10 protein-coding genes are annotated in these 15,953 nt (G+C 41.1%); 4 read left to right on the plus strand and 6 right to left on the minus strand.

What is annotated here, in order from left to right; genetic code table 11:
• Positions 1 to 39 precede the first annotated feature (39 nt).
• From GKD17_RS00270 to GKD17_RS00280, 3 genes are all read right to left on the minus strand, one after another.
• Positions 40 to 3,933, minus strand: coding sequence for a hybrid sensor histidine kinase/response regulator transcription factor (locus tag GKD17_RS00270; RefSeq protein WP_007834409.1), 3,894 nt, complete (start codon positions 3,931 to 3,933; stop codon positions 40 to 42).
• 207 nt (positions 3,934 to 4,140) lie between these two features.
• On the minus strand, positions 4,141 to 6,597 hold the full coding sequence (locus GKD17_RS00275) for a glycoside hydrolase family 95 protein (protein ID WP_007834411.1): 2,457 nt from the start codon (positions 6,595 to 6,597) through the stop codon (positions 4,141 to 4,143).
• 98 nt (positions 6,598 to 6,695) lie between these two features.
• Positions 6,696 to 7,916 (minus strand): M16 family metallopeptidase, encoded by a 1,221-nt coding sequence (locus GKD17_RS00280; protein WP_007834412.1) that lies wholly within the window; start codon positions 7,914 to 7,916, stop codon positions 6,696 to 6,698.
• Between the two features lie 104 nt (positions 7,917 to 8,020).
• Here GKD17_RS00280 and GKD17_RS00285 point away from each other — a divergent pair, with 104 nt between their 5' ends.
• The 4 genes from GKD17_RS00285 to GKD17_RS00300 all read left to right on the plus strand — a co-directional run bounded on the left by GKD17_RS00285 (position 8,021) and on the right by GKD17_RS00300 (position 11,286).
• Positions 8,021 to 8,554, plus strand: coding sequence for an LOG family protein (locus GKD17_RS00285; protein ID WP_032936063.1), 534 nt, complete (start codon positions 8,021 to 8,023; stop codon positions 8,552 to 8,554).
• A 17-nt stretch (positions 8,555 to 8,571) separates the two neighbouring features.
• The gene (locus GKD17_RS00290; protein ID WP_007834415.1) at positions 8,572 to 9,174 is read left to right on the plus strand and encodes an SIS domain-containing protein; all 603 of its coding nucleotides are present in this window, start codon (positions 8,572 to 8,574) and stop codon (positions 9,172 to 9,174) included.
• 114 nt (positions 9,175 to 9,288) lie between these two features.
• Entirely contained in the window at positions 9,289 to 10,209 is a 921-nt protein-coding gene (locus GKD17_RS00295; protein WP_007834416.1) for a carbohydrate kinase family protein, read from the plus strand.
• 39 nt (positions 10,210 to 10,248) lie between these two features.
• Positions 10,249 to 11,286, plus strand: a complete 1,038-nt coding sequence (locus tag GKD17_RS00300) for a glycoside hydrolase family 18 protein (protein WP_007834417.1) — start codon at positions 10,249 to 10,251, stop codon at positions 11,284 to 11,286.
• A 5-nt stretch (positions 11,287 to 11,291) separates the two neighbouring features.
• Here GKD17_RS00300 and GKD17_RS00305 read toward each other — a convergent pair whose 3' ends face one another.
• From GKD17_RS00305 to GKD17_RS00315, 3 genes are read right to left on the minus strand one after another with little or no spacing between them, the layout of a single operon-like run.
• Positions 11,292 to 13,820 carry a M1 family metallopeptidase gene (locus GKD17_RS00305; protein WP_007841785.1) on the minus strand — a complete coding sequence of 843 codons (2,529 nt, stop codon included), beginning with the start codon at positions 13,818 to 13,820 and terminating at the stop codon, positions 11,292 to 11,294.
• Between the two features lie 3 nt (positions 13,821 to 13,823).
• The gene (gene mnmA / locus GKD17_RS00310) at positions 13,824 to 14,951 is read right to left on the minus strand and encodes a tRNA 2-thiouridine(34) synthase MnmA (protein WP_007834421.1); all 1,128 of its coding nucleotides are present in this window, start codon (positions 14,949 to 14,951) and stop codon (positions 13,824 to 13,826) included.
• On the minus strand, positions 14,951 to 15,730 hold the full coding sequence (locus tag GKD17_RS00315; protein ID WP_007834423.1) for a 4Fe-4S binding protein: 780 nt from the start codon (positions 15,728 to 15,730) through the stop codon (positions 14,951 to 14,953). Before GKD17_RS00315 ends, mnmA begins: the two co-directional genes overlap by 1 nt.
• Between the last annotated feature and the right edge of the window lie 223 nt (positions 15,731 to 15,953).

The raw sequence follows: 15,953 nt of genomic DNA on the forward strand, positions 1-15,953 counted from the left end.
AACCTAAATTTAACATAGTATGGAGTATTCCCGATTCTTCTATTTGCAAGAAGGTCGGGAATCTTTTTTCCTATAATCAGACGGACTCATTCCCACTATATTCTTAAATACAGTACTGAAATTACGTGAGTGTTTGAATCCTGTCTGTTCTGCCACTTCGCCAATGGATAATGTGGTCGTGTCTAATAATTTACGTGCATATTCCAGACGGCATTTAATGATGTATTCGCTGATGCCCATATCCATCATCCCTTTAGTCTTATTGTAGAGTGATGCACGGCTCATTCCCATTTGTTGTGCTATGAAATTAACGTCCATATTTACATTGCTGATATTTTCATTGATAATGCGGTTGAATTGGATCATTAGCTGTTCATTGATATAATTCAGGTTCTCCTGTTTTTGTATAGGGATATCTATGGTGGCATAGTGATTTTTCATGAAGTTGTGATTATGCATGATATTCTGTATCTGAATAAACAGCATATCCATATCGAACGGTTTGGTAATATAGGCTTCTGCGCCCATTTTGTATCCTTCTTCCATACTGGTGTCATCAACGCAGGAGGTAAGTAAGATTACGGGCATGTAGTTTAAATCAGGCTTTTGTTTAATATAGCGACATAGTTCGAAGCCGTTCATGCGAGGCATTTTTATGTCACTTAATACAATTTGGGGACGTCGTGACGTGAGGATAGGGAGTGCTTCCATACCATCATGGGCTTCATATACTTCTTCAAACAGAACTTGTAGATTACAAATCAGGTAATTACATAAGTCACGATCATCTTCCACTATTAAAATAGAATGGAATTTCTCTATGCTGTCTTGTTGAGGTTGTTTGCGATCTATGTCGGCTGATAGATGTAATGCGTCATTCAAATAGGTTTGAGGTGTGGATTGAATGTCGGCGGCTTCCTGTCTATACGGTAAGGTGAAAAAGAAGGTCGCTCCTTTGGTTTCATTATTTTGTGCTCCGATAATGCCTCCATGCATTTCGACCAGTTGTTTGGCATATGACAAGCCGATTCCTGAACCTTGCAGGCTATGTTTGCCTTGATAGAAACGGGTGAATAAGTTGGCGATGTCCTCTTTTTGAAGTCCTGTTCCTTCGTCCTTTACAGTTATCCGGATGCGGCTCCCGTTGCCTTCCAGATAAGTGGAAACTGTAACGGTAGAGTTTTCTTCGCTGAATTTATAGGCATTTGTCAAGAGGTTATTTATAATGATTTCGCATTGGCTATGGTCGAAATACATACTATCTATAGCAGTATCGGGAGCAAATATCAACGAAATGTTACGTAATGAAAGTTCATCCTTGAAATCATTCAGGATACTTTGCAGCCATTCATTAAAAGGCGCGGGAGACATGCGCAGGATATTCTTCTCCACCTCCATTTTGCGCATGTTCAGAATCATGTCAATGATATTTTTCATTTGGCGTGCCTGTTTGAATGCACCATATAGCTTGCTACGGAGTTCGTATGGGATTTGCTTGCTGTTTGTGAGTTGTTTCAGCGGTGTATAGATTAAGGTTAAAGGAGTGCGTAGTTCATGGTTGATATTGATTAACGCTTTTACCTTTTCCTTATAGATGGTACGTTCTTGTTCCTTGTATTTTCGTTTCAGATGTTGGTCGTGGGCTCGTATGGCATAGATAATGGAAAGAATAATGATGACTGCACATATTAGGATGAACCAAGACTGCTGCCACCACGGAGGAAGAACGGTAAATTTCAGTAACGTGAATTCAGAACTCCAATTCCCATCGTTTTGGGTACATTGAACAGTTATGCTGTAATTACCCGGAGAGATGGTGTGCAAAATAAGATGAGGACGGGATGTTTCCGTGTATTCTTTATTTAACCCTTTTATGCGGAACCGATATATACGCTTGTGAAAAACATTTTCTCCTTCTAGTTGTGTATGTATTTGTAGAGAGGAGAAATTGTAAGGAATTTCCATCGTTGATTGGGAATTGAAGGGGACTATAGTACCGTTTAAAGATACTTCCTGTAATTCAAGAGTGATGGGCGGAGGAATGGAGGCAGATTTTAGGGCTTTGTTTATTCGTACCAATCCTTCAGAACCACCCATGTATATATTGCCGTCACTAGCCACCAATACAGGTTTGGCCAAGAAATCATTAGGTAATACTCCATCCATTTCATTGTAGATTACAAAATGATTTTTTTGTGGATTATAAGCGTATATGATCCCTAATGATCCCATCCATACGATTCCTTCATGATCGATGACTAAAGAAGTGATTACGTCGTTTCCATCGGGTAACTTTAAGGGCTCTTTACGGTTTGAGGGCAGGTAAATTCGGGTAATTCCGTTAGGTCCTGCTATCCATAGAGTCCCTAAAGTGTCAATGCTTGCAGCTAATATTTGGTTGTTCTTCTCATAAGCTATGGTTTCGTATTCATTCTTTTCTTTATTGTACTGGAATACGTTGCTTCGGTCGTGAAAAAAAGGATAAGTACGGTATTTTCCCATGTAAACCCAGGAATATTGCAATTGTTGATTACTGGGAAAAATGGGAATCAATTGTTGACTACCGGGTATATATCGATAAAAAGCATTGCCATATAGTTCGATTTCGTTTTGATCATTAACTCGTATATTGGTGGGTGCACTGGAGCTTGCCAGCTTTGTTTCTGCATCTTTGTCCGGAAGAGAGAAACGTTGGTAGCTTCCAGTCTTTTTATTGAAACGAAAAATTCCTTTTGAGAAACTGGACGCTAGCAGTTCGGTTTCGGATAAAGGACAAATAGATACTATCTTTTCTCCCAATGTTTGCGGATAGTGGGTAAAATGTTCCGTTTGCGGGTCAAAGCAGTTGATGCCGCCTCCATCTGTACCAATCCAGATTCGTCCGTCTTTGTCTTCCCATAAACATAAGGGGCATTTGTCGGATAAACCTGAGGCTGGGTTTTGTGCAGCTTTGGTATAGGTGGTGATAAAGCCTTTTTCTGCTCCTAATACTCCTTCCCGGACCATACCTATCCACATGTGGTTGTTGCTATGGCATAGGCATGTTACTGAATTGGCTGGGAATTGTCGGTTTTCCTTGTTTGATAAGATTTGAATATCACGAGTGTCCGGATAGATGATATTCACTCCGCCTCCGTCTGTTGCCAGCCAAATGGTTTTATTCCATTCTGTTATATCAAGAACGATATCGTTGCTCAAGTTTGAATTACGGGTATTATAGGAGGTCAGCAGTTGTCCGTCCTGATTATAACATTTTACTCCTTGCCCATAGAAGGAAACCCAGTAATGTCCGGAAGAATCCTTATATAGATCGTATGCATTGTATGATTCACCGAATGGAGAATCGGTTATTTCTCCTGTATGTTTATTTAATAACTTTATTTTCCATGCATTGTTTATTATCAAGTAATGAGTGGAATCGAAAGGCTCCATCTTGATAATACGGATTCCTGTTGTTTTTAAAGGGATTGCTTTGGAATGTTTTAATTCTTTTTCATATACAAGTAATGTGTCGGTTACAGGTATCAACAGTTTGCTTCCTTCTGTTGCTATAATGGAAGTCTTTACCGGTTTATTATGCCGCAGAAAGATTTGCAGGGAGTCTTTCTCATATTCATAATAACTGATTCCTTGTGAGGTGACCGCCCATATCCGCTCTTCATTATCTCCGAAAATATCGTTGATGTAGTGGCTGTTTTTACGTAATAAGTCCGGTAGATTATATTTCTTGATTTTTTCTCCATTGAAACGATATATTCCCTGAGTGGTTCCGACCCATAATGAACCGTTTTTGTCATCGTATAGGGATGTTATAGAGGTTGGAAGCCCTTCTTTAATAGAAAGTTGTTTAAAATGATAATAAGGACGGTTGATGGAATAAGTCTTTATGATAAAACAACATAGAGCCAGGATTACATAGACGGTTTTTCTCATTCAGATAAGGTCTTAAAACAAATATTTGTACAAATATAAGAAATAGGTTTTGAAATTCAAAGCGGTAAAGAGGATATTGATAACCGAGAATAGCTGTGATATTATATGTAATTTGTCATTCTGAACAGATGTAGAAGATAACATAGTGTTCAGAATGACAAAATAGATTGGAGAATGAGGGGGATTTGTCTGACAGGTTTTTTGTCCTTATAATGGGATTTTTTTCAGTTTTTCATTCTCAACCATTATTTTATATTTCTTTCCTTTAGTTGTCTTAAAGGTAAAAGTCCGGTTACCATATCTCAGATTGCAGGGTTCACCGGCTTTGGACAAAATAACGGCCTCTTTTAATTTACCATCCTGCCAGGTAATGTTAATTTCAAAGTTACCTTTGGCACAAAGCCCCTTTACAGAACCTTCTTTCCATGCGTCTGGCAAGGCTGGGAGCAATTGGATGAATCCCATGTGACTTTGCAACAGCATTTCTGTGATACCGGCAGTTCCGCCAAAGTTACCGTCAATTTGAAAAGGCGGATGGGTATCCCATAAGTTGTCCAAAGTCCCATTTTTTAGTAAGTTGCCAAATAGTTTGTAGGCGTGGTTACCGTCTTGCAGACGTGCCCATTGATTCAGTTTCCATCCCATACTCCAGCCGGTAGCTCCGTCACCGCGGTGTTCTAAAACAACTTTGGCGGCATGGGTCAATTCGGGAGTCATAATTGGTGAGAGGGTGTGTCCCGGATGCAGTCCGAATAAATGGTTGACGTGACGATGCTCGTCTTTGGGGTCGTCTATGTCTGTTGACCATTCCATTAACTGACCATAACGTCCTATTTGATAGGGTACAAGATGGTTCAATACATATTGCCATTGTTTACGGTCTTTGGAATCGACACCCAGTGCTTTGCTGGCATCAATGGCATTGAGTAATATTTCGCGGACTACAGCATGTACAAAAGTGGCTCCTTGGTCTACAGGTCCATGCTCGGGAGAAGTGGAAGGAGCAGCAGTATAGGTTCCGTCTGGTTTATGCCATAAATAGTCTATAGCGAAGTTGGCACTGCTCTTGATAAGATCATAGCCTACTTCTTTCAGGAATTTTTTGTCGCGGGTGTAATCATAGTATTCCCAAATGTGAGTTGCCAGCCAGGGACCTGCCATCGGGTTAAAGTTCCAGGACATATTTTCATCGGTCAAAGGGGAGGTGAATCCGAAAATGTTTCCGGAGATGGAGGCTGTCCATCCACGTGCGCCGAAATAGGCTTGGGCTGTCTTTTCTCCCGGTTTCACCAAGGTACGGATGAAGTCTATCAAAGGCCATACACATTCGTTCAGATTGGTGGAGCAAGCAGGCCAGTAGTTCATCTGGATGTTGATATTATTATGGTAATCTACATGCCATGGGCCATCTACCCCGTTGGCCCACATTCCTTGCAGGTTGGCCGGGAGATTGCCGGGGCGTGAACTGGCAATTAATAAGTATCGCCCGAACTGATAATAGATTTCTTCCAGCCGGTAGTCCGGATTTCCTTTGCGATAGCGTGCTAGACGTTGATAGGTGGGGAGGTCTGTAACGGCAGGATATTGTAAGGTCATGGGGGCACGAGGGTTCAGTTGTAGTTGGACTCTTCCAAACAGTTGGGTATAGTCCGTTTTGTGCCGTTCGCATAATTCGTTGTAACTTTTGGCGGCGGCAGCGTCCATCATGGCTAGGGTTGTTTGTTCCGGATCAGGACCGACATACGTCTTGGGGTCTTTGAAGTCTGGATTGAAGTTGAGTTTATAATCGGTATCTGCGGTTAGCAGAAAAATGACTTCATCCGCATTGCGAACAATGAATTTGCCATCAGTCGTGTTCAGGCTTCCTCCTTTGTTTATGGCTTGTATGCGGAGAGCAAATTTCATTTGGTTGTTTTTGAGGCAACCGGTGTAGAGTAAACGATTGGGGCCATCTGCTTTGATATCACCTATGGCTTCAGGGTTGCTGCCATAGCTGAATATCAGGTTTTGCATACCGGGACGGTCGGCTGTGAACTTCAGCACCATCACGCTGTCGGGGTAGGAAACAAAGTATTTACGCTCGTAGTTCACTTCATCTTTGCGAAAACTGACTACTGCCATGGCCGAGTCAAGAGACAGGATGCGTTTATAATTGGTCATACCGATCTCACTTAAACCGGTTTCGATGTAAGCTTCTCCTAATGTAGTAAAGGAGCCGAAACGAAAAGGTGTTTCACGGCTTGGCTCATAATCGGCTAGTCCGTTGAAATTTTTGCAGGTAAGTTCTTCTGCTTTTTTCTGGTTGCCGTCTGTAAATGCTTGGCGGATTTCGGGTAATAGGTGTGCTGACTCTTTATTTACGTTCCAATAATAAGCTGCTCCCTTTTCTGTGTTTGGTCCTCCGCGCCATAGTGTCTTTTCGTTTAAAGTGATTCGTTCTGCCGCTATAGATCCCATAACATTGCCTCCTAAACTGCCGTTTCCTATGGGGAGCGAGTTGTTTTCCCACGCTTTGTCTGTTACAGGAGAATACCAGGAAGCGCGTCCGTCCAAATTATTAGGGGTATCAAACCAGATGCTCAATCCTTTGGTGTAATCTGTACTCTGTGCCTGTAAGGAAGCTGCGAATAGGCTTCCTAAAATGCATAGCTGAAGTTTCTTCATAAATTAATGATATTAGTTAAAGGTATTTCTACAAAAATACAATTAGATTTTTATTTGTGAGAAATGTAATGTTTGAAATTTAGGGTGATTTCCTGTTTTTATAGGTATATCAGGGTTGAAAGATAATTTTCATCGAACATTTCATTGGCGATATCCCACAAATGTTCTGCTGTCAGCATTTCTATCCGTTTGAATACTTCTTCCGGACCTTCAAATTTACCATAGTGTAAGAAAGTTTTTCCCATATCCAATGCATTGTTCTCAAAATTGTCTCCGGCAACCCCTATTTGTCCGATGATTTGTTTTTTTGCAGCATTCAGTTGTGAGGAACTTAGTTTGCTGTCACGCAGTTTTTTCAATTCTTTATGAACTAGTCCGATGCAACGGTCTGCATCTTCCGGATCAGTTCCGAAATAGATGCAGAACACTCCTGTGTCTGTGTATGAGGTCAGATTGGCTTCTACGTTATAGACCAGCCCCCGGCGTTCGCGCAAGGAAACGTTTAGCCGGCTGTTCATACCAGGTCCGCCCAACAGATTGTTAAGCAGGTAAAGTCCGGTTCGTTTTTCATTATATGCATTATATCCTCGGCTGCCTATCATTACATGGGCTTGATGTGTTTCTTTATTCAGTGTCAATGCCTTAGGAATATAGAGAAAAGGTTCTGTCCGTTGGCGTTCAGTAATGGAAAAAGGGATGTCGGCTGTCACTTTCTCTATGGTGCGTATCACTTTTTTAAAGTCTATATTGCCTTGAATGAAAAAGATCATATTGGTAGCTTTGTAAAAACGGGAAGTGAAATTCAAGGCATGTTTGCTTTTGAAACTACGCAATAAGTCCGGTTTTCCCAAAATATTTCTTCCCAAAGGATGATCGGGAAATATCAATTCCTCAAAATCATCAAAAATCAGTTCTGACGGACTGTCTTCATAACTTTGTATTTCATCAATAATCACTTCCACTTCTTTGTCAATCTCATGTTGTGGGAAGGTGCTGTGAAATACAATATCTGCCAGCAATTCTGCTGCCCGTGAGAAGTGTTCTACCAGGAAAGCACTGTATATCACTGTTTCTTCCTTATTTGTATATGCATTTAAATCTCCGCCTACATTTTCCATGCGGTTCAGGATGTGCCATGCATGTCTTTTTTGTGTTCCTTTAAAGATAAGGTGTTCCACGAAATGGGCCATTCCCTGTTCTTGTTCGTTTTCATCACGGGTTCCGGCATCGACGGCAAAGCCGCAATAGGCTACATTAGACTGATTGGGAGCGTGAATAATGCGCAGCCCGTTAGGCAAGGTGAAAGTATTGTATGACATTGTTTTTTGCTTCAAATAAGTTTCGGTTGGCAAAAATACAACAAAAGTTATTGCCGTTCTTCAAAAAATGCAGATATTTGTATTTACTAACAGAAAACAAGATGATGGATAAAATTGCTATTTTCTGTTCCGCATCCGAGAATATAGAGCCTGTGTTTTTTGAAAAAGCACGTGAGTTGGGCGTTTGGATGGGACAAAACAAGAAGACGTTAGTGTATGGAGGTGCTAATATCGGATTGATGGAATGTATTGCCAAGGCAGCCAAAGACAACGGTTCGATGATAATGGGAGTTATTCCGACCAAATTGGAAGAACGTGGACGAGCCAGCGATTTGGTGGATGTGACTTTCCGTACGGATAATTTGAGTGACCGTAAAGATGTGATGTTGAATGAGTCGGATGTAGTGATAGCTTTGCCGGGAGGAGTGGGTACACTGGATGAGGTTTCTCATGTAATGGCGGCCGCTACGCTGGACTATCATCGTAAAAAAGTAATTTTTTATAATATAAATGGCTTTTGGAATGGCATTATCGACTTTTTGGCCGGATTGGAGAGGCAGCATTTTGCCCATCATCCGTTGAACAGTTATTTTGCTGTTGCCAATGACTTGAGAGAACTAACCGAACTACTTAAATAATATTCATGTAACCTATTATGATGACATCTATACACGAATTGTTGCAGAAAGAGGCTCAGGCTGTTTTGAATATTCCTATAACTGATGCTTATGAGAAAGCAGTGGAATTGATTGTTGAGCAAATACACCGTAAAAAAGGAAAGCTGGTGACTACCGGTATGGGTAAGGCTGGACAGATAGCTATGAATATAGCTACGACTTTTTGCTCTACAGGTATTCCGGCAGTGTTTTTACATCCCAGTGAAGCCCAACATGGGGATTTGGGGATTTTGCAGGAGAATGATTTGCTGCTTCTGATTTCTAATTCAGGAAAAACCCGTGAAATTGTGGAACTGACACAACTTGCACATAATTTGAACCCGAAGTTGAAATATATTGTTATTACCGGAAATGCGGATAGTCCATTGGCTAGAGAATCTGATATTTGCTTGTGTACAGGGCATCCTGATGAAGTGTGTGCTCTGGGTATGACCCCCACAACTTCAACTACGGTTATGACTGTGATAGGTGATATTTTGGTAGTGGAAACCATGAAAAAGACCGGTTTTACCATCGAAGAGTATAGTAAACGTCATCATGGAGGATACTTAGGTGAGCGTTCACGTGAGTTAAGTAAGTAAAATAAAATAGAACCAACTGGAAGGCAAAGAACACAAATAATGCAAATAGAATTTTATTAAAGGATTTGTGTCATTTGTGTTCCGGTTTTATGTATATAAATCGTAAATATAAAAATGAGAAAAGTAATAGGTATAGGTGAAACCATTCTGGATATTCTTTTTAAAGATAGCCAACCTACGGCAGCAGTTCCCGGTGGCTCGGTTTTCAATGGAATTATTTCATTGGGGCGTTTGGGAGTCAATGTAACTTTTATCAGTGAAACGGGAAATGACAAAGTGGGCGATATCATTCTGAAGTTTATGCGAGAGAATGGAGTAAGCACAGATCATGTGAATGTGTTTCCTGAAGGAAAGTCACCTGTGTCTTTAGCTTTTCTGAATGAACAGAATGATGCTGAATATCTTTTTTATAAAGATTATCCACGGTTGAGGCTGGATGTGACAATGCCTGAAATACATCGGGATGACATTGTGATGATCGGCTCTTATTATGCTGTAACGCCTCAATTGCGTGATAAAGTAAAAGAACTGTTGGATAAAGCTCGTGAAAAAGGGGCTATCATTTATTATGACGTGAATTTCCGCAGTACTCACAAGAACGAGGCGATAAAGCTGCTTCCTGTTATTCTTGAGAATTTTGAATATGCTGATATTATTCGTGGCTCCGTTGAGGATTTTGAGAATATGTTTGGTTTGACAGATGCGGATAAGGTTTATAAAAGTAAGATTGAATTTTATTGTCCGCATTTTATTTGCACGCACGGTGGAAAAGGAATTCGCCTGTATACAAAGAATATAAAAAAGCATTATGAAGCGGATCCTTTGCAGACTGTCAGTACAGTGGGAGCCGGAGATAATTTTAACGCCGGAGTAGTTTTCGGATTGCTAAAATATCGTATCCGTCAGGATGATTTGGATGAACTGTCGGAAGATGACTGGGACCATGTGATTCGTTGTGGAAAGGATTTCAGTGCCGATGTTTGTATGAGTTTGAATAATTCGATTTCAAAAGAGTTTGCTGCCGGTTACAAATAAATCGAATAGCTCTCATTGTTTTAAACTCTTTTATTATGTATGAGAACCTTTAAATTAATAGCAGGTCTTTTCTTTTTGCTACTGGTGGTTGCTTGTCAGGACAAAAAGCGGTCTTCGCAGATTAAGGTAGCGGAGAATGAGTCGAAATATGTGGTTCTGGCATATGTCACTTCATGGGGAGAAAGTACGCCCGATCCGGCATGTTTGACCCATATTAATTATGCATTTGGGCATGTTACAGATAATTTCAAAGGAATACGTATAGATAATGAACCACGTTTGCAAATGGTGGTGGGGCTGCGTGAAAAGAAAACGTCTTTGAAAGTTTTGCTGTCTGTAGGCGGATGGGGAAGCAGTAGGTTTAGTGAGATGGCACAGACAGATAGTACACGTATGGCGTTTGCTGCAGATTGTAAACGGGTGATAGACCAGTTTGATTTGGACGGAATTGATATAGATTGGGAATATCCCGGTATAGGAACTGCCGGTGTATCTTTTTCGCCGGAGGATACTGATAACTTTTCTTTGTTGATGAAGGATGTACGCCATGCTATCGGTAAAGACAAACTGCTGACCATTGCTACACAGGCAGGTGCCAAATATTACAACTTAAGGGCTGTCGAACCTTATGTGGATTATGTCAATATCATGACATACGATATGGAGGAATCTCCTAATCACCATTCGGCCTTGTACCGTTCGGAAATGGCTGAGGAATGGTCTTGCGAGGATGCGGTTGCCGCCCATGTTGCCGCAGGTTTTCCTGTCGGACGCTTGGTATTGGGTATTCCGTTCTATGGGCATGGGACTAATGAAGCTCCAGAATTATTGGATTATCGTCATATTATCGCTTTGGATTCTTTACAGAGTTGTTGGGATAGTGCGGCACAAGTTCCTTATATGGTAAATTCGCAAGGACATGTGGTCGTTAATTATGAAAATGCCCAATCCATCGCATTCAAGTGTCAGTTCCTGCATCAGAAAGGGATGCTGGGGGCTATGTACTGGGATTATGATAGCGATGATGAAAAGGGTACATTACGCCATGCCGTCTATCAAGGTGTAATGAATCCTTGACTCTTTCAGCTTATTTTTTCTTTATCTGCATATTTCCTGTAGAGAGGATAAGCCGCTTGCAGTATTTTGTTCTTTAATAAAGGAGAATAGTCGGGATAAACCGATAAAAAAGTTTCTACTGCTTTGTAGGCCGCTTCGCTATCGTGATTCCTTAATAAAGCCCCGACCCAATTGCGGGGGAAAAAGATATCTCCGGTACGTTGAACCTCTGTTAGTTCTTCTAATGCCGGACGGATATATTTCACCGCATAATCCTTTCTTGTAGAATGATTCAGATAGCTTAAGGTCGTAGCTGCCCAGGGCTCAATCCTTCTGTTTTCCGCTTGCAATAAAGATTGGAACAAACTGTCCAATTTTAAAGTATCGGCAGTCATCGCACGTGATATGAAATCGAATTGACGTAGACGGTCCGGATTGTGGATGCGTTGGCGCTGTGTCTTAAGTATTTCTTTTCCTTGTTCAGGTATACGCAAGGCCAGTTCGTAGGCCAATGTAGTGTAATCTTTTTCATTTAATTGTTGGACTCTTTCGGTTTCCCATAAGGAATAAAGGCACTGAATCATAGCCGGACTTGCTGCTTCTGTAATTAGAAGGCGTAATAACTGGATGCGACAAGAAGGAATCGGATGAGAATAGCTGAGTCTATAAAGCTCATTTTCTATTTTATCACGTTCTACCGAAGATGTCTCTTGCAGAGGAGAGGACAAGTAATTGGTTAATGTCGAAGCTATCAACGGGTTCTTTTCACAATGTATTCCGTTGAGTAATGCATTCATCCATGTAGTATTCGGAATTCTTTTTGCTTGATAATTTTCATGCATCATCATTAAAACTGCCTGTCGGGTTGTTTCATTGTCTATTTCTTGCCAATGTTCCAGCAGCCAGTGGAGACTGTTGTTGTCAGGAATAAACAAACCATATCCTCTTCCGTCCGTATTGGGCAAAATACGGGTGGGGGTAAAGGGTAACGTAATACGGCATAAGCTGTCTGTCAGGCTAGCTTCTATCGTTGTGTCTCTTGTTCCGCAAAGGGTGATATTGAATTTTTGAGGCCAGTTTAATCCTCTTTGATATGGGTCTTGCTGATGTATGGTCTGCTGTTTGCCGGATACTTCGAAATTGATTATCGGCATTCCTTTTTGGTTTACCCATACATCGCTGAAAGCGGTTAGATCTTGCTCTGTTTTACTGTTTAGAATTTGTATCAAGTCATCCCAAGTAGCGTTGGCGTAAGCGTAAGTTTTTAAATATTCTTGAATCCCTTCCCGAAATGCTTCTTTTCCCATTAATTCCACCAGTTTTACCATCATGACAGGGGCTTTGTTATAAATGATCTGTCCATAAATTAATCCTGCATTTTGAAGGTTATCTAGCGGTTGCCGGATTGCAGTGGTTCCGGGTGTACGGTCTTCTGACAAGGATGCGGCTGTATAAGTCTTCATCCAATTCAGCTGGTGATTGACTTGTGGGAATAATGGTTCGGTAATCAGAGCTGCAAAATAATTGGCAAATACCTCTTTAGTCCAGACATCATCAAACCAGTTCATCGTTACTAAATCGCCGAACCACATGTGGGCGGTTTCGTGGGCGATTAATTGGGTTCGGCGAAGTTCTTCATCAGGAGTGGGATTTTCGCTTAGGAACATTTGCGTGTCATTATATAAGGTGGCGCCTGTGTGCTCCATACCTCCATATTGGAATCCCGGCAAGATAATAAAATCGTATTTGGCAAAAGGGTAGGGGACATTGGTGTATTCTTCCAGCCAGTTCAGCGAAGCGGTCACTTGTTTGAAGATGGTATCTAATTGGGCTACTTTTTTAGAATCTGTTTCGCGGTAGTATGCTGAGATTTTCCGATTGCCTTCTGTATATTCTTGATGTTCTAATTTACCGGTGACAAAGGAAAAGAGATAAGTGCTTAACGGTTCAGTTGGGGCAAAAGTTACCGTTTTGCAGTTGCCTTTTGTTTCTTCTTTAGTAATATAGGTATTGGAAACAGCTTTCCATGCTGTTGGTATATCCAGTCGTAGGGAAAATGTGGCTTTCAGATTCGGCTGTTCGAAACAAGGGAATAAGGTACGGGCACGGTCGGGCACTAATAGCGTATACAGAAATTCATCATTTCTGTTTAGCGACTGGTTGCCGGCAATAAATTTGATAGTGATATTATTTTTGCCTTCTACTATATTTTTTTCAGGTAGGATGATGTGCTCGTTATGGAATTCATAACGGGCAGTTTGTCCATTGACGGATACCGATTTTATTTTTTCAGGCTTTTCTCTGAAGTCGAGAATAATTTCTTGCGGTGCATCCAGATTAAATTCAATGGCAATCTCTCCATTTACCGGAACTGATTTTTGTTCAGGAATGGAGAAATATAGCTTATATTTCAACTCTTTAATCTCCTGTTTGCGTAGTATTGCCAGTTCTTGCGATACGCCCTCGTCGTAGAAACGAGGATTGCTTGTTGTCTGTTGGCAACTGCATAATAATAAGTTGCACATGACAATAAGATATCCGATATATGTTTTCATCATCTAAAATTTATCTTGGTTATCTGCGGCAATTTTTCGGATGCCGCGCTGTGAAGCTATGAATGCACCTCCTAATACTCGTTTCCCCTCGTAAAAAACGGCTGATTGTCCGGGAGCGATGGCGGATGCTTCGGAAAGGAAACGGACCAATAGTTGTTTTTCATCTAATACGAGCACTTGACATGGAATAGGCTTGCTGCGATAGCGGATACGTACTGACAAGTCCTTGCATTGTAGTAAATCCTGCATTTCTGTGATATGATAGTCTTCTACCAACATATATTCTGCTTTAAGTTCCTCGGCGTCCCCTAACATGACTGTATTCTTTTCTGCATTGATGCGTAGAACGTATGCAGGATGCCCCAAAGCGATTTCCAACCCTTTCCGTTGACCTATTGTATAATAAGGAAAGCCTTTGTGCTGACCTATCTTGACTCCTTTACTATTTACAAACCATCCCGGTCCTACTTGGGTGTCAATATCCGGGCATTGCGAACGCAGAAAGTTTCGGTAATCCCCTTCTATAAAGCAGATTTCCATACTTTCACCTCCACGAGCCTTCGCTTCGAATCCCTTTTGTCGGAGATATTCCCGTACTTCCTGCTTGGTATAAGTTCCCAATGGAAAGAGAAAACGTTGGAGTATCTCCTGAGGAAGTTTCCATAGAAAATAGGATTGGTCTTTTGTCTGATCATCTCCCGCTACGATATACAGTTTTCCCTTCCGTTCTTCCAGTCTGCAATAATGCCCGGTAGAGATATGAGCACAATTCGTTTGGTCCGCCCATTCACAGAGAATTCGCTCTTTGAATAGCGGATTGCAAAGGACACAAGGATTGGGAGTTCTTCCTTGCATATACTCATCAATGAAGTGTTTTACAATAATCTGTTTGAACTCTTTCCTCACATCAGCTACATGGTGTTCTATTCCCAGCCGTTCTGCCAAGGCTTTTGCTTCCAGCACATCATCAGGTTCATCTTGACCGGGGGTGGAAAAGCGGGAAGGGATATCCCACGTTCTCATGGTAACTCCTACCACTTCATATCCTTGTTCTTGCAGCATGATGCAAGTGGCGGAGCTATCTATTCCGCCACTCATTCCTACCAAGACTCTTTTATCTCTGTTATTCATTATATAAATAGTTCAGGTTCACGGCGTGCCGCACATTTTTGGTGCAGCATGGGAGTGTAAGGAGTATCAAAAACTCGTGCACCATTAGGGCATTCTTTTACGCAAGCGCAGCACTTGATGCATTTGGTAATCTCTGTTTCTATTTTTCCTTCATCGCTTAAAGCAATGGCATGAGTAGGACATACTTCGATACATTCGCCACAGGCAAAACATTCTTCTGTGCAAACTGGAGCGGCAGGAGTAGAGGGGCCTACAAAGCGATAAGGTATATTTCCTTTTATGTAAAAATCGGATAATATTTCATCTTTCTCCAGTTTTGTCAGACAGTCTTTCCCAAATTGTTCCGCAGTCTGTAAATCGGTAATATCCGGACGACCTTCTGCAATGGGCATGTTAGGACGGCTATAACTGTGTTCACCAATAAAGGCACCGGCAGCCAGTGGAGTGAACCCTAATTGAATAGTTTCATCTCTCAATTCGACTAGTGCATCTTCGTAATCGCGGTTACCATATACAGTGATTAAAATAGCCGGAGCATTGTTGCCTCTTAATCTTCGTAGCCGTTGCAATGCTATTGGGGCTACCCTTCCTGCATACACAGGAACTGCAATGATCGTGATAGAATCTTTGATTTCTATCGGGCTACTATTCTCATCTGTAGTGAGATCTATTTCTATTCTTTTGCCCATACCTATACTTCCTCCGATGGCACGGGCTATTTTCGCGGACGTATGTGTAGGCGAAAAAAATATGATGTGATTGCTTGTATATGTTTTCATAAACGCAAATATAGTGACTTTTGTCCAAAGGTAACCAAATATATAGATAAGATGTACAAGGATATCGAAGATTATTGTAACATGGGTGTAAAATATGATTGGTAAAATGGTATTCTGTACCTTTGGTTAATAGAAGTGATATAATAGATTATACAGGTTAAATTATACTTAGTTGTGAACAATAAAAAGCCCCTGTTTAGGACGATTAAAAGATTTTTTAACC

The sequence above is a fragment of the Phocaeicola dorei genome (genome assembly GCF_013009555.1).
Lineage (GTDB): Bacteria > Bacteroidota > Bacteroidia > Bacteroidales > Bacteroidaceae > Phocaeicola > Phocaeicola dorei.

Bases quoted from the DNA above. Each gene is read 5' to 3' on its own strand.
- GKD17_RS00280 (WP_007834412.1), bottom strand. From the start codon at position 7,916: ATGTCATACAATACTTTCACCTTGCCTAACGGGCTGCGCATTATTCAC.
- GKD17_RS00270 (WP_007834409.1), bottom strand. From the start codon at position 3,933: ATGAGAAAAACCGTCTATGTAATCCTGGCTCTATGTTGTTTTATCATA.
- GKD17_RS00295 (WP_007834416.1), top strand. From the start codon at position 9,289: ATGAGAAAAGTAATAGGTATAGGTGAAACCATTCTGGATATTCTTTTT.
- mnmA (WP_007834421.1), bottom strand. From the start codon at position 14,951: ATGAATAACAGAGATAAAAGAGTCTTGGTAGGAATGAGTGGCGGAATA.
- GKD17_RS00290 (WP_007834415.1), top strand. From the start codon at position 8,572: ATGATGACATCTATACACGAATTGTTGCAGAAAGAGGCTCAGGCTGTT.
- GKD17_RS00275 (WP_007834411.1), bottom strand. From the start codon at position 6,597: ATGAAGAAACTTCAGCTATGCATTTTAGGAAGCCTATTCGCAGCTTCC.
- GKD17_RS00305 (WP_007841785.1), bottom strand. From the start codon at position 13,820: ATGAAAACATATATCGGATATCTTATTGTCATGTGCAACTTATTATTA.
- GKD17_RS00285 (WP_032936063.1), top strand. From the start codon at position 8,021: ATGGATAAAATTGCTATTTTCTGTTCCGCATCCGAGAATATAGAGCCT.
- GKD17_RS00300 (WP_007834417.1), top strand. From the start codon at position 10,249: ATGAGAACCTTTAAATTAATAGCAGGTCTTTTCTTTTTGCTACTGGTG.
- GKD17_RS00315 (WP_007834423.1), bottom strand. From the start codon at position 15,730: ATGAAAACATATACAAGCAATCACATCATATTTTTTTCGCCTACACAT.